The organism is Kribbella sp. CA-293567, assembly GCF_027627575.1.
Taxonomy (GTDB): domain Bacteria; phylum Actinomycetota; class Actinomycetes; order Propionibacteriales; family Kribbellaceae; genus Kribbella.
The window spans coordinates 829,796-846,785 of sequence record NZ_CP114065.1 but is presented as its reverse complement, the minus strand read 5'-3'; the positions used below and the strand labels follow the sequence as shown (position 1 = coordinate 846,785).

Sequence of the window (16,990 nt, the reverse complement as noted above, 5' to 3'; positions counted from 1 at the left end):
CAGGAAGCACGATGAGAAGAACTCCGGGAAAGTTGCGCCAGGCACTTCCTGCTGCCGAGGTGGCGGGGAATATGGCACGATCTTTCGGGTGAGCGGCAAGACGGACCAGGAACAGCGGCTACGCGATCTCGCACTGCTGCGTCGCGTCCGGGACCGGATCGATCGGGAGTACCCGCAGCCGCTCGACGTCGAGGCGCTGGCCCGCGGGGTGAACATGTCCGGTGGGCATCTTAGCCGACAGTTCCGGCTCGCTTACGGAGAGTCGCCGTACTCGTACCTGATGACGCGGCGGATCGAGCGGGCGATGGCGTTGCTGCGCCGGGGCGACCTGAGCGTCACCGAGGTCTGTTTCGAGGTCGGCTGCTCCTCGCTGGGGACGTTCAGCACCCGCTTCACCGAGCTGGTCGGCGTACCGCCGAGCGTCTACCGGCAGGAGGCGGGCGCGTCCGAGCCGCTGGCCGGGATGCCGTCGATCTTCTCCAAGCAGGTGAGCAGACCGATCAGGAATCGAGAAGCGCCGGGCACCGCGCCGCAGCTAGCGTGATCGGCATGGACATCACGATCAGTGCGAGCTTCCTGCCCCACCACGACCCGGACGCCGCGCTCGCGTTCTACCGCGACGCGCTCGGCTTCGAACTGCGCAACGACGTCGGCTACAACGGCATGCGCTGGCTGACGGTCGGCCCGCCCGGCCAGCCCGGTACCAGCATCGTGCTGCACCCGCCGGCGGTCGACCCCGGCATCACCGAGGACGAGCGCAAGGTCATCGTCGAGATGATGGCCAAGGGCACCTACGCCGGCATCCTGCTGGCCACCCCCGACGTGGACGCGGCCTTCGCGAAACTGCAGGCCACCGACGTCGAGGTCGTCCAGGAACCGATCGACCAGCCGTACGGCGTCCGCGACTGCGCCTTCCGGGATCCGGCCGGCAACATGGTCCGCCTTCAGCAGATCGCTCAGCAGCAGGTCGCCGAGTAGTTCCGCACTGCCCTGCCAGGTGGCGCCGCCGGGGACGGCGCCGCCCGACGAGATGGAGAACCGATGAGCAAGCGCACCACCACCAGTACGCCGCCGGCCGGGCACCACGTCGCCGACAGCCACGACCTGATCCGGGTCCAGGGCGCCCGGGTGAACAACCTGAAGGACGTCAGCCTGGAGATCCCGAAACGCCGGCTGACGGTCTTCACCGGGGTCTCCGGCTCGGGCAAGAGCTCGCTGGTGTTCGGCACCATCGCGGCCGACTCACAGCGGATGATCAACGAGACCTACAGCACCTTCGTCCAGGGCTTCATGCCGTCGCTGGCCCGGCCGGACGTCGACGTACTCGAGGGTCTGACCACCGCGATCATCGTCGACCAGGAGCGGATGGGCTCCAACCCGCACTCCACCGTCGGCACCGCGACCGACGCGAACGCGATGCTGCGGATCCTGTTCAGCCGGCTCGGTCAGCCGCACGTCGGCTCGGCCCAGGCGTTCTCCTTCAACGTCGCCTCGATCTCCGGGGCGGGCGCGGTCACCATCTCCAAGGGCGGTCAGGAGACCAAGGAGCGGCGCAGCTTCAGCATCACCGGCGGGATGTGCCCGCGGTGTGAAGGCCGGGGCTCGGTCACCGACTTCGACCTGACCGCACTGTACGACGCGAGCAAGTCGCTGAACGAGGGCGCGCTGACCATTCCCGGCTACAGCATGGACGGCTGGCAGGGCCGGATCTTCCGCGGTTGCGGCTTCTTCGACCCGGACAAGCCGATCGCGAAGTACACCAAGAAGGAGACCCAGGCGCTGCTCTACCAGGAGCCGACCAAGATCAAGGTCGAGGGCATCAACCTGACCTACCAGGGGCTGATCCCGCAGATCCAGAAGTCGTTCCTGGCCAAGGACGTCGAGGCGATGCAGCCGCACATCCGCGCTTTCGTGGAGCGGGCGATCACCTTCACCGCCTGCCCGGAGTGCGACGGGACCCGGCTGAACGAGGGCGCCCGGTCGTCGAAGATCAACGGCACCAACATCGCCGACTGCTGCAAGATGCAGATCAGCGACCTGGTCGAGTGGGTCCGCGGCGTCCAGGACAAGTCGGTCGCGCCGCTGCTGGACAAGCTGGAGCACACGCTCGACTCGTTCGTGGAGATCGGCCTGGGCTACCTGTCGCTGGACCGGCCGGCCGGCACCCTGTCCGGCGGTGAGGCGCAGCGGGTGAAGATGATCCGCCACCTCGGGTCGTCGCTGACCGATGTCACCTACGTCTTCGACGAGCCGACCATCGGGTTGCACCCGCACGACATCCAGCGGATGAACGACCTGCTGCTGCGGCTGCGCGACAAGGGCAACACGGTGCTCGTCGTCGAGCACAAGCCGGAGGCGATCGCGATCGCCGACCACGTCGTCGATCTCGGCCCCGGCGCCGGTACGGCGGGTGGCACGATCTGCTTCGAGGGCACCATCGAGGAACTGCGCGGCAGCGACACGTTGACCGGCCGGCACCTCGACGATCGCGCGGCCCTGAAGCCGGAGTTGCGGTCCGCGACAGGCAAGCTGGAAATCCGCGGCGCTTCGACCCACAACCTGCAGGACGTCGACGTGGACATCCCGCTCGGCGTACTGACCGTGGTGACAGGGGTCGCCGGTTCCGGCAAGAGCTCGCTGATCCACGGCTCGCTGCCGTCCTCGGCCGACGTGGTGTCGATCGACCAGGCCGCCATCCGCGGTTCCCGGCGCAGCAATCCGGCGACGTACACAGGGCTGCTCGAGCCGATCCGCAAGGCGTTCGCGAAGGCCAACGGGGTCAAGCCGGCCCTGTTCAGCGCCAACTCCGAGGGTGCCTGCCCGAACTGCAACGGCGCGGGGGTGATCTACACCGATCTGGCGATGATGGCCGGCGTCGCGACTCCCTGCGAGGTGTGCGAGGGCAAGAGGTTCAAGGAGGAGGTGCTGGACTACCACTTCGGTGGGCGGGACATCAGCGAAGTACTGGCGATGTCGGTGACGGAGGCGGAACGGTTCTTCGCCGACGGCGAGGCGAAGACTCCTGCCGCGCACAAGATCCTGGCGCACCTGGCGGACGTCGGTCTCGGCTACCTCAGCCTCGGCCAGCCGCTGACCACCCTCTCCGGCGGCGAGCGCCAGCGCCTCAAGCTGGCCACCCACATGAGCGAGAAGGGCGGCATCTACGTCCTGGACGAGCCGACCACCGGCCTCCACCTCGCCGACGTCGAACACCTCCTCGGCCTGCTGGACCGGCTGGTCGACTCCGGCAAGTCGGTGATCGTGATCGAGCACCACCAGGCCGTGATGGCCCACGCCGACTGGATCATCGACCTCGGCCCGGGCGCCGGCCACGACGGCGGCCAGATCGTCTTCGAGGGCACCCCCGCGGAACTGGCGGCCAAGCAGTCGACGCTCACCGGCGAACACCTCGCGGCGTACGTCGGCAGCTAAGTGCCGATGTCAACCATCCCGGCGGCGCCCGCGGACACGCAGACGGCCGCAGGAAGGCTGAAGCTTCCTGCGGCCGTCGCGGTATTCGTACCGGTGTCCCCTACGGGTTGCACCACTTGATGCCGTCGGGGTACAGCGTCGTGTCACCCTTGTAGATCCACCCCGTCTGCCCCGTCGCCTGGTGGCGAACGAAGAACCAGATGTTCCCGTAGGTGTTCTTCTTCTGACAGTGGATGACGGCCCTGCCCTCAAGACTCCGGTAGGTCGGGCACTCCGCCGCGGGACCAGCCTTGTACGGAATCGAGCCGATGGACTGCAGCGTCCGGCCGTCCCGCAGAGGCCCGTACTGGTTGCAGTTCGGAGCTGCGCTCGCGGTACCGGCACCCACGCCGCCCACCAGTCCAGTCCCCACAACAGCCGCCGCCGTCATGATCCGGATCAGCTTTGTCTTGTTCACACGAGTCCTTTCGCAGAGCCACCTGTACGCCCCTCACCCTGCCCCCGCCGACCAGCCACAGCCGATTCTCGATCGAAGTCGATCAACGTCGCCAGAGCCGCCTCAAGGCCAACCAGTCCGCGCTGTTTTCCGCCAGGTGTCGCGCGAAAGTCGTCCGCCAGGTCGCCTGCCCCATTCGGATGCGATCGCGGTATGTGCGGGCACTGGTGACACGGCGACCTCGGTTGCCTGTGTCAGGCTTCCCGCCATGACCAGATCCCCAGCCTTCCGCCGCCTACTAACGGCGCTGGCGATCGCACTACCCCTCGCGGCCATCTGGTTGATGTTCGACAACCCCACCATCGACAACACCAGCCGAGCAGCCACCTACACCTGCCTCGCGCCCTACGACACGGTGCTGAACGACGCCAACAACTACCCCGGCGGCGAACCACCCCCAGACAGCGAAGACATCGCCCACCGCTGCCGCCAGGCCGGCCAAACCCGATTCAACCTGGCAGCAGGCACAGCCGCAGCAGCGATACCCATCGGCATTGCCATGCTCGCCGTACGCCGCCGCCGACCCAGCATTTGAACTCCATACGACGACTGCAGAGGTATGTGAAGTCGTTGCCAGCTTGTGTCATCAGCCCCGGTGGTCCGGCTAAAGTAGGCGCTCAGACTCACACACCGTACCGGGCACATCACCGCTGGCCAGCGGGGTAAGTAATGTGTCCTCGGTCGGGCGACCGCCCGACTCGGCACTTGGGGAGATAATGCAGCCTGACGAACAGCCTCCGGCTAAATTCGACACCTCCGTTCCGACAGCGGCGCGCATGTACGACTACTACCTCGGCGGCAAGGACAACTTCGCTGCCGACCGCGCGGCCGTCGACGAGCTGGACAAGGTCGTTCCGAGCACCCGCGCGCTGGCCGTCAACAACCGGCAGTTCATGCAGCGCGCGGTACGGGCGCTGGCTGCGGAGCACGGAATCAGGCAGTTCCTCGACCACGGATCGGGCCTGCCCACGCAGAACAACGTGCACCAGGTCGCGCAGCAGGTCACCGACGAGCCCCATGTCGTCTACATCGACATCGACCCGCTGGTGAGCGCGCACGGCCGCGCCCTGCTGGTCGAGGACGAGCGCAGGACGACGGTCATCGAGGCCGACATGCGCGACACCGAAGCGATCTTCTCGCACCCCGACACCGTGCGCCTGATCGACTTCTCCCAGCCCGTCGCAGTGCTGTTCAACTCGGTGTTCCACTGCATCCCGGACAGCGAGACCGACGGCCCGATGGCCGTGGTCCGCCGAGTCACCGAACGCCTGGTACCAGGCAGTTGCATGGTGATGTGCCAACTCGTCAGCGAGGACGCCACGATCCGCGACTCCGTCACCAAGTTCATGGACGAAACCACGCACGGCAACTGGGGCCGCGTCCGCCAGGAAAAGGACGTAGCCGAGTGGTTCGAGGGAATGGACATCCTTGATCCGGGCCTCGTAGAGGTCTCCACCTGGCGCCCGAACAACGAAGCACCCCCGAAGCAGGAGACCGCAGAGTGGATCGAGTACGGCGGCGTCGCAGTACTCCGCTGACCTCGGCCCGCCTCGTCGCTCCACCCCGCAGAACCACAAGAGCCTCAGAAAGCCACGCCGGCTTCCTGAGGCTCTTGTGCGATCAGTCCCTCCTCGGCATAGGCCTCGATGCGGCGGAAGAGGGTTTCGCGAACAGGTAGGCGACGACAAGTTGATGAACACGCGTACCGACACCACGACCGCGGTAAGAACGCGCCAACTCGATGCCAAGCTAGGAGTGGCTTCCTCCGGATCGCTGATCAGACCTTGCAGAAACTGCAGGTCGCCCTCGCCGATCGGCCGTAGTACAACATAAGTCAGCTAGGGGTTCCACTCCCAGTCCTGTAGCCGGGAGTGGACCGCGATCATGTTGATAGCTAGGTCGGTGCGGCCTTCCGCCTCAAGCTGGGCGATGCACGCCTGCGCCGTCTCCTCAGAGAAGAACGCGCCGATCTGGCCGAGGCTCATGTCATCGTCATCAAGCCACTCGACGATGTAGACCAACTCCGGCGCTCGGTACCCCGCTGGGCAGCTTCATGACCCAGGACCGCCAGGTCCGGAAGTGCCATCGCCCGATCCGGAGGCGGATACGGCGCGGGCCTTGAATCGCGAACTCGAACACCAGCCGAGCCTAGTTCAACTGGCGAACGAGCGTGACGGCGTTCATCCGGCGCTTTGGGGTGCGCCCGTCAGCTGAACGCGGCATACCCGTGACTCCTGGAACACTGTCGAAGATGAAGTCTGTGCAGGTGTTCCCGAGGATGCAGCGGGAGCGCGTGAAAGCCCTGCTGAATAGCGTGGGTGAACGCTCGGGTTCGGAGTGGTTCGGGATTGCCGATCGACGACTCGAAGCTTCTATGAAGTATTACGAGTCAGACGCGGAACTGATCCAGGCGCTGACGGACGAGGCATCGTTCTCGTCCTCTGACCTGAACGCCGTGCGGCGGGTGAGCAACGAGCTATCGGGAGTATGGGTGGAGGTCCGGGTCTCAGGTCGTGGGGACTTCCAGGCCGAGATGCGGCAGCTTGTGGACCGGCTACTGACCGAGGGCGGGTACGCGCTCGACGACTACTCCCTCGGAGTTTGGTCACTTGCCGAGATCCGCCATGGGCGCCGAGATGGTCAGCCCTTCCGAGCCTGACAGCGAGCGGTCGTGTGACTCTCACTGGTTGATCCACTTCATTGAAGTCTGCACATGTCCGCGCACTCGCGCAGAGCTGTGAAGACCGGGCACCACGGGGGCACGGAGAGAGTTGGAGGCCGGAAACAAGAAACCCCCGGGCGAGGAAACTGGCCTCTGACCTGGGGGTTCTGGTGGAGCCGCCTATCGGAATCGAACCGATGACCTTCTCATTACGAGTGCAGCGACCACCGTCTACCGAAGTCCACCCGCCAATCCCGGGAGCCATGCTGTGGGGTAGATCGTCCCTCCAGGTCCACCCCGGTCCACCCCGTTGTTAGCACGCTTGTTAGCAGGGTCCGCCACCCCATGCCGTACCAGGACGGTTCCGGCTCGCTGCGGCCTCCGCTAAGTCCCAAGCTATGGGCCGCACCATAACGGGCTGTGAACGATTCCCGGGGTCCTGCTGACTGCGGTCTGTCGTGTAGCGAGCCGCTGACGTACGATCCCGGCCACACGGCGTGACTATCTTGGGGAGGGGATCATGCCGAAGCACTCGATTCTTGTTACGAAGGTTTCAGTTCATCCGCGAATGAAGCCAGACGACTTGTTGGATGTCTCAGCCTTCGACAAGCCGGACGGCGATCTGTTGCTGGCTTTCTATGGCTTCTTGAAAGCTCTCGATCCTGATCGGCTCGTGGACCGCTCCAAGGAGGTGTACACCGCTCTCGGTGACATCGCGACTAGGGGGCGAACGATAGTCGTGGAGGTGGAGGGCGGGAACTTTGGCACAGCCGGCGTGACCCGCGACGTGGACAACCACGAGATCGTGCATCAACGCGATCCGAATATGGCCGCCACCTACCACGCCCGGCTGGTCGTTTTTGTTCCGAAGGCCGCCAAACACGCGCTGGTCTTGATCGAGCGTGTGGGCAGGGAGGTGCCAGCACGTCGCCTGTTGGATCTGTTTATGGCCGCATTCAAGGCAAACTATGGCTCTCACATGCTCAAGTTCGAGTCCATTGTTGAGAGTGACGCATGGATGCAGGCCGCCGAGCTTGATCGAATCACGGGCTCAGTGAACCAGTACAACTGGAGTGCCGACATCGCGGATGCCAGCACACCTCGCGGAGTCGGCCGGCTAGAGAGGACACTCCGTCCTGACGGTCCCGGGAAGCACCTGCCAAAGTCGCTCTTGGATCTCCTGAGAGCTAAGCGAGTTAACGCAGGGCATCTGCTCGGCTTCCCAGATGACGCAGAGCCGGACGAGCTAGAGGTCCAGGTGTCAGCGTACGGTCGATCCAAGACCTTCGTCATCGATAAGGAGAAGTCTCCACGCTTCGCGCAGGTCATCGCGGAGACCGGGGACCCGACACCCACCGCGGAAGACGTGCGGAAAGCCTGTGTCGAGATCGTCCCAGACCTCTTCAGAAATGTCGGTGTTGCCTGGGAGACTCGATGGGAACAGGGGGTGTGGACCCCCGAGCAGCTCAAGGCGCGGTTGGAGGTGCCCGACGAGTGAGTAGCAAAGCTTCGCTCTTCCCAGTCATCGGAGATCACTACCGAACGATGACTGACGTACGGTCGGGTGACTATCGCCGCCGGGATCTGCTCGTGTTCCTAGGCATGCCGCTTGGCCTTGCTGCAGTGTCGGTGTTTTGCGGCGGAGAACTGCCGTCTGCGGGGGACTTGATTCAAGGAGTCTCGATCCTTACGGGCCTGCTGTTTGCGTTAGTGATCTTCGTCTTCCAACTGCGACTCCAGGTGGGCTCTGACGACCGCATCGGACCAGTAAGTCGCATAGCCATCCTCATCGATGAGCTGTTTGCGAACGTTCTCTACGCAGTTGTCGTGGGGCTCGTCACGACAGCGATTGTCGTGCTCGCAGGCGCTTCAGTTGGCCCGGAGTCCGACGGTGATGCGGCCTCCGTGAATCGATGGTGGACCGGCGGCGTCGTACTTACCTGCTCACACCTTCTATTGACCATCGCGATGTGTCTGAAGCGCACACGCGCCGCTTACGCGGACCTCAAGGCTTGAAACGATCGCTTTGCCCGCTCCACCACACCTGCCCCGTCCCCCTGATAGCTGCAAACCCAGGTCAGCGCGGCCTACGTCAAGTGTCGAGCTTGCTCGATCCCGTAGGGACGCGTAGCGCTCTTGACGTAGGTCGTGGTGGCCGGACAATCGAGCGGCCAGGGGGACGGAGCTAACCAGCGGTCGGACGCCTACAACGGGGCCTGGCCGCTTCCTCTTGGTATGAGGTTCTTCCGGCTTCAGGCCGGGTCGGTCTCCGGGGCGCGGGGTTCGGCCGGCAGGCCGCGTGGGCCCGCGCCCCGGAGGGCGTGCCCGGCCTGGCGCGCCGGAGGCACGCCCTTGATCCATAAGAGATCAACTCAGCAGCGCACTCAGGCTCGCAACTCCCGACTAGGGGTGTTGCACGGCCGACTACTCGTCGTCTGCCAATACGACGCCCTCGGCCGAACCCTGAACCATCGCCAGAGCGGGCCGGTACATGAACGGCACCCAGAAGTCGTTGAGCCTCGGCTCGAAGAGGCCGATGACAACCAGTTGTTCGGCCACTTTCTCGGCCTCCGCGTCCGTCGCACCCCAGATCGCTGCCAAACTTGGCACGTTGTGGCGTGTCTTCTGGCCTTCAAGTTTCTCGATGTAGGAGCGCAGGCTTGGGTGCTCCGCGTAAAGCGTCTGGGTCAGGCGCACCTTGGAGACGGTCGGAAGCGCCTCCTTGAACGCCTGACGGTCGAACACCGTGCCGCCCTCGGGAGCCGCTTGCCCTGTCTCAAACCTGTTCAACTGACTGTTCCGGGCCTCCGAAAGCAGGTGGATCAGTTCGCGCGGAGCGTTGTGCCCGGTTCCGTCTTTCGTGCGAGAGAGACACCAATCGATCGTCGCGGGCTTCTTGCTCCCCTGATCGATCTGTGGCGGGTACACCTCGTAGAAGAAGGCTCGCTGCTGCTCGATGTCGGACAGAACCTTCTGCTGGTCGACCCCGTAGTGTGACCGAAGTTGGTCACTGCTCAGGAGGCGTTGCACCGCCAGCCGCAGCAGCGTGTTCTCGTTCCACTCGATGCGCAGGTCGCGCGTTATGTGGCTCGCCTCCCGGAAGCCTTCCCTCGTTATCGACTCCCAGATGTCCGACCGCAGGAAGATCTTCAGATCGATGTTGCGCCTGGTCTGAAGGTCGCGGTAGACCCGAAACAGTGCACGCAGTGCGTTGGTTTCTAGCTTGGCCGAGTCGGCGAAGGCGATGTCCAGCCGGTCCAGCAAGATCCAGATGGACGCGTCAGCATCGTAAAGCGCCTGCTCTGCCAAATCGAACAGTTCATCGACGAAGAGCGAGCCGGCCTGCCGTTGCTCCGTGCTCGGTTCAACGAAGGTGATCTTGGGGACGAACATGGGCGCGCCGGTGCTCGGGTCGACGCTCATCGTCGCCTCGATCGACGCGGGCGGCCGGAAGAAGGTCTTGACGTAGTCCATGGCCCTGCGCACTAGTTGGCGGCGGCCCGCCGTGCTTGGCGGCAGGAGGCCCGCCTCCTCGAGTTTCGCCAACAACCGCATCGCCGGGTCGCTCGTGAGGTCGTAATCCGCCAGCGTCTGCGCAACGATCGTCAGGAAGTAGATCTTCCACAGTCCGATGAACTCAGCCTCGGAAGTCGGCGGTTCCTTCTCGACCTCTGCGAAGGCAGTCCCGCCACTAGGGTTCTCGGCGGTCGCCAATAGGATGCCGCGGTCGAAGAAGTCGTTCTCCCGCGCCATCAGCATCGAGTAGATCGCGCTCTTCCCGCCGCCCTTCGGCGCGAAGATCACGTCCGCCTCCCCCTGGTAGACCTTGCGCCAGTTCTCGGTCTCGACGAAGTAGGTGGACAGATCGTCCCGCTCCTCCTCCGCCACCCGCGAACCCAGGGAGATCGATTGCACAACCCGCTGAGCGTCCACCCCGCACCTCCACTTCCGTGTCCGGATCGTATTCCTACCAGAAGCGACGGCGAATTGGGCACGATCCGGGGCCTAGTCGGCGGTGGAATGTGGTCGATCGCGCGGGGAGTGAGGACCTGACCCTGCCGATCAAAGGACCGTGGTCGCCCGTTCATCGACTGCGGCATTGGTCAGCGCCTCAGGGGGTCGCCAGGCTTCTAGGCTGTCGCGGATCAGTCGGCGGAAGAATCCAGCGGGACAGGCGCAGATGCAGGGGTCGGCCCCTGCCCCGCCTGGTCATGGGTGTACTGGCGCCCCACGCTCAGGTTGCGGAACTCCTACTGGCGGTATCTGCGGGACGACACTCGCGGGCCGCGTGAGCCTTGGATCAGGTGCTCCTCGACGCACCAGGAAAGGACGAGGCTGCCGTGCCGCGGGTCCTCGCCGTCCGGCCGACGCCGTTCCGTTGACCGACGGCTGTGGTGCGGAAGGCCCAACGGCGCATCTGTCGGCGCGAACGTATCGGCGCTTAGTCATCCAGCCACTCCGCGCCGAGGTTGTCGCGGTGGTAGCCCTTGTGCTCGCCGTTGATGCAGGGTCTGCCGGTCATCGGGTTTTCGCCGTCGCAGCGTTCGGCCGGCCGAAGTGTGGGCCAGCCGGTCGCGGTGGTGTGGTCGTCGTCGGGGTGGCCGCTCCACTCGACTCCGAACGACGTGTTCCCCGTGGTTGTCATAGCGCAACGCTAGGAACCGGGTTAGCGCGGCGGCTACGTTGTTGCGGCTAGTTGCTGGCGTTCATCTCGGATTGCGTTCGGATGATCAGGGCGCGTGCATCCGGGCCGTAGACGGCGGACTGGCGGAGTAGGTCGAACATGCGGTCATAGAGGCGGATCTCTTGCGGCTGGGTGATTTCGATGCTGGCGGTGGGTGTTTCGAGGGTGACGAGCTTGTCATCGAACATCCAGAAGCCCGCCGAGCCGACGCCCTGGCGTTCGAGCATGGCGGGCACGATCCCGAGTGCGATGTTCGGGAGATTCATCAACGAGAGCAGCCGGTCGAGCTGGCCGGCCATGGTCTCGGCTGTGCCGAACCAGGTCCGTAGCGCGTTCTCCTCCAGCACCACGGTGAACTTTCGCCGGCTTTCGTAGAGGATGGTCTGACGCTGCAACCGGGCGGCCACTGCTTCGTCGACATCGATGCTGGTGTTGAGAAATCGCGTCCAGAACGTGAGCATCGCGCGGATGTACTCGGGCGTCTGAAACAGTCCGGGGATGACGTTGTGTTCGTAGATCCTGAACTGCTCGGCGGTTTCGTAGGTCTTCTGGAACGCGAGCATGAGTTGCTTGATGCCGGATGAGCCGCGTCGTCGGTACTCGACGTACATCGACTCGATGGCCCGCGCCTGGGCGACAAGGTCCGCCACCTGGTCCCCGGCTCCGCATGCTCCGCACCAAGTTCGGATGTCGGCATCGGTGGGAGTCTGCACACCGTGCTCCAGCTTGCTGATGCGCGTGAAATGCCAGCCGGTCGCGGCGGCAAGCTCGCGACCGGTCAGACCAGCATCTTTGCGCAGATTCCGAAGGCGTAGCCCGAGGGCTTCCTGAACCTTTCGGGCTGAGCTATTCGGGCTTGTACTCACTGTAGGGAATCGTCAGCGGCCACACCTGGTCGAATGCCTTGCGGCACATCTCGACGGTTGCCGGGTTCGTCGTGGTGGTCAGTGCGTTGTTCAGTCCTGCGCCGGAGTAGTGCAGGAACACAACTCGCTCGTCGTCGAACACGTAGTAGTCATTGCCGGGGAAACACAGTTCGGAGACCTCGCGTCTGGGCACGAATCGAACGTCTTCGCCGGCTTCGACAATCGGATGACCGATCGCGAGGGTCCACCGCTGGTAGTCGCTGAGAGGCTCGGAGACGATCCGCGCACGTCGTACCGTCCGACCGGCGGCGATGTGGCTGCGCAACGTGGAGCACCAGTCTTGAAGCCACTCAAGGTCATCCGGCTCGCCTGCCGCCCACTGCGCCATGTGAGGCAGTTCGACCTCGGTGCCGTACGCGTCACGGGTCTCAAGGTGAATAGAGCTGCGGCTGAACGTCTTCAGCAGCTCTTGGAACTCGTCGTCGGTGATCTCCTCCACGAGTCCTACTTGAAGAACTGGATCATGCGATCCGGGATCTCGACGGCAGTCTCACCGGCCGGAAGGTTGAGGGCGGCCAGCGCGTCGGGGTCGTCGACCACCCAGCCCTGCACGACCCAACTACCGCGATCGGTCTTGTAGAGGGTGGGTGAGTTGGTGGGCTGAGACTCCGGATCGCCTGCTACGAGCGTGAGTTGCATGATCAGTCCCCTGCTTCCGTAGTTGCGTACCTTGCCCTGTCGAGTCTGGGGTTACGCGTTGTTGCCTGTCAGCGATGTTGCGCGAAGTTGCTCACTCAGCTTCTCATTCGCGATGCCATGCCACCGACTCGATGACGATGGACCTCTACGGGCACCTCACCAATCAGAACCTCCGGGGTTCCACCCGGATCGGGGAGGCACGACGGGGCACGGAGGGGGGCTTGAGGCTGGAAACAAGAAACCCCCGGGCGAGGAAACTGGCCTCTGACCTGGGGGTTCTGGTGGAGCCGCCTATCGGAATCGAACCGATGACCTTCTCATTACGAGTGAGACGCTCTGCCGACTGAGCTAAGGCGGCGGTGGCCCGGGGGCCGATGCAAGAGTGTAGCGGGGTGGCGGGCTGATTCCGAATCGGGATGCCCGCGGAGCGGGGAAGAGGGGCGGGTCAGGGGGTGCGGAGGGAGTGGATCATGGATTGCAGGATGCGGAAGGCGGCTGACTGGTCGGTGGGGGTCAGGTCGGTGAGCATTCGTAGTTCGACGGAGCGGACGGCTGCGGTGGCCTCTTTGAGGGCGGCTTGGCCGAGTGGGGTGAGTTGGGTGGGGAGGATCTTGCCTACGGGGGCCTGGGCGGGTCTTGTCACATAGCCCTCGCGCTCCAGGGCCTGGAGGAGGACGTTCATCGACTGGCGGGTGACGAAGGCGCCGCGGGCCAGGTCGGAGTTCGAGAGGCCGGGGCGTTGGGCCAGGAGTTCCAGGCAGGCGTAGCGGGTCACGTTCATGCCGAGGGGGCGCAGGACCTCCTCCATGGCTGTACGCAGGGCGCTCGACGCCTCTTTGAGCAGGTAGCCCAGTGACGTCTGCAGGTCGACACCGTCTTGACTCATGTCAGGATTCTGACATAGCTTGATGCGTGTCAGGATACTGACACGAAGCGAAGGAGCAGCATCATGCCCGTCACCGGTCCCGACTTCATCTCGCTGCAGGCGCGCGACCTCGCCGCCTCCCAGGCGTTCTACGAGCGGTACCTCGGTCTGGTCCGCGCCCAAGCCGGTCCTCCGCACGCCGTGGTCTTCGAGACGAAGCCGATCGCGTTCGCGCTCCGCGACCTCGTTCCCGGCACGGATCTCGACGCCGCCGGCCGGCCCGGCATCGGCGCCGCGATCTGGCTTCACGCCACCGATGTCCAGGCCATCCACGACGCCCTCGCCGCCGACGGGCACCCCATCGTCTCCGCGCCGATCGACGGGCCGTTCGGCCGGACCTTCACCTTCGCCGACCCCGACGGCTACCAGATCACCCTGCACGACCGCGGCTGACGAAATAGCCGGGGGAATAGAAGTAGCCGCAAATACATTGACTTCGATTGTGGGCATAGGTCAAACTAATGCCCGCAAGCATCGACAGATCAGGAGAGCACAGTGACCGGCAAGCGGGAGTTCGGGCAGGCGTGGCGCTACGAGCGCATGCCGTTGTCCACCTGCCTGCGATCCGTGCGTCAAAACGTCGAGATCCACCTGTTCGCAGGAAGCCTGACCCCGAGGTACGGCGGTCCGCCCGACTGATCTTCGCTGATCAGCAGGAGCCGCCAGAGCCGGGAACACCGGAGCTAGGCGGCTCTTTTGTTGTGTCGCCACAATTACCATTGCGCCCATCAAGCCGCAATTCGAATTCTTGACAACTGCATTCCCAAATAGCCAGACCAGGTGCCCGCAGCATGCTCAGCTACCGGCCGAGCGGGCGCCACAACAAGGTCGGCGGCATGCGACCGGGCGAGGGTCCGATCGCCACTGCCGGCCACGCACGCGCCCTGCGCCGGGCATCCGAAAGTCCGGCGCAGGGCCGGTCGACGCCCGTAGCTCAACCGGAGAGAGTGCCTGCCTACGAAGCAGGTGGTTGCAGGTTCGAGTCCTGCCGGGCGTACCGCATCACAAGTCGGTGCCATCACCCGATCGAGCGACGGCACCGAGAAAGCTGACCCGGCAACTACCCGTCGGGCACACTGGAGGAGAGGAGGAACCACCATGAGCGGTGTCATCGTGCTCAATGCCTCATATGAGCAGCTGCACGTCGTGTCGGTCCAGCACGCCATCCGGATGCTTGTCCGGGAGGTCGCGGTCGTCGAGGAAGCGCACGACGGCGCCAGCATCGGTCCCTTCCCCTTCCCCCGCGTACTGCGCCTGGTGCGCTACGTCGTCACCAAATGGCGCTACGCCTCCGGTCGCCTGCAGTACACGCGAGTCGGCGTGCTGAAGCGCGACAAGCACCGCTGTGCGTACTGCGGCCAAACCGGCGCCACCACGATGGACCACGTCGTACCCCGGTCCCGTGGTGGCCGCGGCGAGTGGCTGAACGCTGTCGCCGCGCACGCACGTTGCAACGAGAAGAAAGGCTGCCGCACGCCCGAGGAGGCCGGTATGCCACTGCTGTGGCAGCCGTGGATTCCTTCGCGTGCTGAGTTAGCTCTCTGACGTCGCACTCACCGGTGCCGCGCGGAGCGCGTTGCCAGGTGGGTGACGGTATCCCGCCCTCGGTTCTGACCCGAGGCCCCGCAGGTTCGAGCCCTGCCCTGGCAGCTTCGTGCTGTACCAACACAACCAGAGGAGTGGGGAGATGAACGTTCAGTACCCGGTCGCGCTGAGTGGGGCCAAGAGCTCCACTCTGATGTGGGCCCAGGAGCACGAGGTGGGAGCCCAGGCTCTGCAGCAGCTGCGCAACATCGCGGCGCTGCCGTGGGTGCACGGGGTGCGGGTGATGCCGGACGTGCACCTGGGCAAGGGCGCGACCGTCGGTTCGGTCATCGCGATGTACCAAGCGGTGTCGCCGGCCGCGGTCGGGGTCGACATCGGCTGCGGCATGGAAGGCGTGCTCACCTCGCTGACGGCGTCGGACCTGCCGGACGACCTGGCGGGCATCCGGTCGCGGATCGAGGCCGCCGTACCGGTCGGGTTCGGGGGGCACCAGCACCCGGTCAGTGTGCGCAAACTCGGGCTCGATCGCGGCTGGGACAAGTTCTGGGGATCGTTCTCGAGCCTGCACGACGGCGTCCAGGACCGGGAGAAGAAGGCCCACCAGCAGATGGGGTCGCTGGGCGGCGGGAACCACTTCATCGAGGTCTGCCTGGACGACGACGACCGGGTCTGGCTGATGCTGCACTCGGGGTCGCGCAACATCGGCAAGGAGCTGGCGGAGCGGCACATGCGGATCGCGAAGGCGCTGCCGCACAACGCCGACCTGCCGGATCGCGATCTGGCGGTCTTCCTGACCGGTACGCCGGAGATGGACGCCTACCGCCAGGACCTCACCTGGGCGCAGGAGTACGCCTCGCGCAACCGTGCGGTGATGCTCGCCCTGGTGATGCAGGCCGTCCGGGAGTCGTTCGAGCAGCAGATCACCTTCGAGAAGCCGATCTCGTGCCACCACAACTACGTGGCGGAGGAGACGATCGACGACCTCGACCTGCTGGTCACCCGCAAGGGCGCGATGCGGGCGGGTCTGGGTGACCTCGGCCTGATTCCCGGCTCGATGGGGACCGGCTCGTACGTCGTCCGCGGTCTCGGCTCGGAGCAGTCGTTCTACTCGGCCTCGCACGGGGCAGGCCGGCGGATGAGCCGCAACGAGGCCAAGCGCCGCTACACCGTCGACGACCTGATCGCCCAGACCTCCGGGGTGGAGTCCCGCAAGGACGCCGGCGTGCTGGACGAACTACCGGCGGCGTACAAGGACATCGAGTCCGTGATCGCCGCCCAGACCGACCTGGTCGAGGTGGTTGCTCACCTCAAGCAGGTCATCTGCGTGAAGGGCTGAACCAGGGACCGGCCGCCGTGTTCAGGGGACACGACGGCCGGTCCAGGGCTGAACAGAGGACTACGAACCTGCCGCCCGGCGTTGCCGGAGGCAACTGTCACCGCGTCAAGCGAAGGAAGGAGGACCGGCCATGGCCGCTGTCAGGAACAAGAGGAAGAGGATTCCCGGTGGGAGGACCGGTGCTCCGGTCCAGCAGGGGCATGCCCTGCGGCGCGTGAAGCTCGCCTGTGGTCACGTCCAGCGCGATCGGATCGCGCATCCGGGAGATCACGTGTGGTGCGAGGCGGAGTGCTCCGACTGGGTTCGGGTCGTCTCGTTCGAGGAGTAGCAACCCACCCGGGTACG

General features: G+C 65.0%; 21 protein-coding genes and 3 tRNA genes. 15 read left to right on the top strand and 9 right to left on the bottom strand.

Annotated elements, in window-relative coordinates:
• Positions 1 to 88 precede the first annotated feature (88 nt).
• The 3 genes from OX958_RS04055 to OX958_RS04045 all read left to right on the top strand — a co-directional run bounded on the left by OX958_RS04055 (position 89) and on the right by OX958_RS04045 (position 3,432).
• Positions 89 to 544, top strand: coding sequence for a helix-turn-helix transcriptional regulator (locus tag OX958_RS04055; protein WP_270135796.1), 456 nt, complete (start codon positions 89 to 91; stop codon positions 542 to 544).
• Positions 545 to 549: 5 nt separating this feature from the next.
• Positions 550 to 978: a VOC family protein gene (locus OX958_RS04050; RefSeq protein ID WP_270135795.1), complete on the top strand. Its 429-nt coding sequence runs from the start codon at positions 550 to 552 to the stop codon at positions 976 to 978.
• 63 nt (positions 979 to 1,041) lie between these two features.
• Entirely contained in the window at positions 1,042 to 3,432 is a 2,391-nt protein-coding gene (locus OX958_RS04045; RefSeq protein WP_270135794.1) for an excinuclease ABC subunit UvrA, read from the top strand.
• Positions 3,433 to 3,532: 100 nt separating this feature from the next.
• Here the strand turns inward: OX958_RS04045 and OX958_RS04040 are convergent, their stop codons facing one another.
• Positions 3,533 to 3,889 carry a hypothetical protein gene (locus OX958_RS04040; protein WP_270135793.1) on the bottom strand — a complete coding sequence of 119 codons (357 nt, stop codon included), beginning with the start codon at positions 3,887 to 3,889 and terminating at the stop codon, positions 3,533 to 3,535.
• A gap of 247 nt (positions 3,890 to 4,136) precedes the next feature.
• Between OX958_RS04040 and OX958_RS04035 the strand changes: the two genes are divergently transcribed.
• Together OX958_RS04035 and OX958_RS04030 are read left to right on the top strand one after the other, a co-directional pair.
• Positions 4,137 to 4,463, top strand: coding sequence for a hypothetical protein (locus OX958_RS04035; protein WP_270135792.1), 327 nt, complete (start codon positions 4,137 to 4,139; stop codon positions 4,461 to 4,463).
• Between the two features lie 241 nt (positions 4,464 to 4,704).
• The gene (locus OX958_RS04030) at positions 4,705 to 5,466 is read left to right on the top strand and encodes an SAM-dependent methyltransferase (protein ID WP_270135791.1); all 762 of its coding nucleotides are present in this window, start codon (positions 4,705 to 4,707) and stop codon (positions 5,464 to 5,466) included.
• 300 nt (positions 5,467 to 5,766) lie between these two features.
• Here the strand turns inward: OX958_RS04030 and OX958_RS04025 are convergent, their stop codons facing one another.
• Positions 5,767 to 5,949 carry a hypothetical protein gene (locus tag OX958_RS04025; protein ID WP_270135790.1) on the bottom strand — a complete coding sequence of 61 codons (183 nt, stop codon included), beginning with the start codon at positions 5,947 to 5,949 and terminating at the stop codon, positions 5,767 to 5,769.
• Between the two features lie 230 nt (positions 5,950 to 6,179).
• Here OX958_RS04025 and OX958_RS04020 point away from each other — a divergent pair, with 230 nt between their 5' ends.
• The 3 genes from OX958_RS04020 (at position 6,180) to OX958_RS04010 (ending at position 8,606) form a co-directional block, all read left to right on the top strand.
• On the top strand, positions 6,180 to 6,587 hold the full coding sequence (locus OX958_RS04020) for a hypothetical protein (RefSeq protein ID WP_270135789.1): 408 nt from the start codon (positions 6,180 to 6,182) through the stop codon (positions 6,585 to 6,587).
• 523 nt (positions 6,588 to 7,110) lie between these two features.
• Positions 7,111 to 8,088 (top strand): hypothetical protein, encoded by a 978-nt coding sequence (locus tag OX958_RS04015; protein WP_270135788.1) that lies wholly within the window; start codon positions 7,111 to 7,113, stop codon positions 8,086 to 8,088.
• Positions 8,089 to 8,135: 47 nt separating this feature from the next.
• Positions 8,136 to 8,606 carry a hypothetical protein gene (locus tag OX958_RS04010; RefSeq protein ID WP_270135787.1) on the top strand — a complete coding sequence of 157 codons (471 nt, stop codon included), beginning with the start codon at positions 8,136 to 8,138 and terminating at the stop codon, positions 8,604 to 8,606.
• A gap of 408 nt (positions 8,607 to 9,014) precedes the next feature.
• Here the strand turns inward: OX958_RS04010 and OX958_RS04005 are convergent, their stop codons facing one another.
• The 7 genes from OX958_RS04005 to OX958_RS03975 all read right to left on the bottom strand — a co-directional run bounded on the left by OX958_RS04005 (position 9,015) and on the right by OX958_RS03975 (position 13,725).
• A complete protein-coding gene (locus tag OX958_RS04005; RefSeq protein ID WP_270135786.1) occupies positions 9,015 to 10,523 on the bottom strand; it encodes a P-loop ATPase, Sll1717 family in 1,509 nt (502 codons plus the stop codon).
• Between the two features lie 508 nt (positions 10,524 to 11,031).
• Positions 11,032 to 11,235: a hypothetical protein gene (locus OX958_RS04000; RefSeq protein WP_270135785.1), complete on the bottom strand. Its 204-nt coding sequence runs from the start codon at positions 11,233 to 11,235 to the stop codon at positions 11,032 to 11,034.
• A gap of 47 nt (positions 11,236 to 11,282) precedes the next feature.
• Positions 11,283 to 12,140, bottom strand: a complete 858-nt coding sequence (locus OX958_RS03995; RefSeq protein ID WP_270135784.1) for a helix-turn-helix domain-containing protein — start codon at positions 12,138 to 12,140, stop codon at positions 11,283 to 11,285.
• Positions 12,121 to 12,639 carry a DUF6879 family protein gene (locus OX958_RS03990; RefSeq protein ID WP_270135783.1) on the bottom strand — a complete coding sequence of 173 codons (519 nt, stop codon included), beginning with the start codon at positions 12,637 to 12,639 and terminating at the stop codon, positions 12,121 to 12,123. Before OX958_RS03990 ends, OX958_RS03995 begins: the two co-directional genes overlap by 20 nt.
• A gap of 5 nt (positions 12,640 to 12,644) precedes the next feature.
• Positions 12,645 to 12,839 (bottom strand): hypothetical protein, encoded by a 195-nt coding sequence (locus OX958_RS03985; RefSeq protein WP_270135782.1) that lies wholly within the window; start codon positions 12,837 to 12,839, stop codon positions 12,645 to 12,647.
• A 282-nt stretch (positions 12,840 to 13,121) separates the two neighbouring features.
• Positions 13,122 to 13,197: transfer RNA gene (locus OX958_RS03980), tRNA-Thr, on the bottom strand.
• Between the two features lie 87 nt (positions 13,198 to 13,284).
• On the bottom strand, positions 13,285 to 13,725 hold the full coding sequence (locus tag OX958_RS03975) for a MarR family winged helix-turn-helix transcriptional regulator (RefSeq protein ID WP_270135781.1): 441 nt from the start codon (positions 13,723 to 13,725) through the stop codon (positions 13,285 to 13,287).
• Between the two features lie 63 nt (positions 13,726 to 13,788).
• Here OX958_RS03975 and OX958_RS03970 point away from each other — a divergent pair, with 63 nt between their 5' ends.
• The 7 genes from OX958_RS03970 to OX958_RS03940 all read left to right on the top strand — a co-directional run bounded on the left by OX958_RS03970 (position 13,789) and on the right by OX958_RS03940 (position 16,973).
• Complete coding sequence (locus tag OX958_RS03970; protein ID WP_270135780.1) at positions 13,789 to 14,157, top strand: VOC family protein; 369 nt, start codon at positions 13,789 to 13,791, stop codon at positions 14,155 to 14,157.
• Positions 14,158 to 14,259: 102 nt separating this feature from the next.
• Positions 14,260 to 14,403 carry a hypothetical protein gene (locus OX958_RS03965; RefSeq protein ID WP_270135779.1) on the top strand — a complete coding sequence of 48 codons (144 nt, stop codon included), beginning with the start codon at positions 14,260 to 14,262 and terminating at the stop codon, positions 14,401 to 14,403.
• Between the two features lie 284 nt (positions 14,404 to 14,687).
• Positions 14,688 to 14,761: transfer RNA gene (locus OX958_RS03960), tRNA-Arg, on the top strand.
• Positions 14,762 to 14,862: 101 nt separating this feature from the next.
• Positions 14,863 to 15,309, top strand: coding sequence for an HNH endonuclease (locus OX958_RS03955; RefSeq protein ID WP_270135778.1), 447 nt, complete (start codon positions 14,863 to 14,865; stop codon positions 15,307 to 15,309).
• 32 nt (positions 15,310 to 15,341) lie between these two features.
• Positions 15,342 to 15,414, top strand: a tRNA-Gln gene (locus OX958_RS03950).
• A gap of 37 nt (positions 15,415 to 15,451) precedes the next feature.
• Positions 15,452 to 16,645 (top strand): RtcB family protein, encoded by a 1,194-nt coding sequence (locus tag OX958_RS03945; protein WP_270135777.1) that lies wholly within the window; start codon positions 15,452 to 15,454, stop codon positions 16,643 to 16,645.
• A 130-nt stretch (positions 16,646 to 16,775) separates the two neighbouring features.
• Positions 16,776 to 16,973: a hypothetical protein gene (locus tag OX958_RS03940; RefSeq protein ID WP_270135776.1), complete on the top strand. Its 198-nt coding sequence runs from the start codon at positions 16,776 to 16,778 to the stop codon at positions 16,971 to 16,973.
• Positions 16,974 to 16,990: the final 17 nt, after the last annotated feature.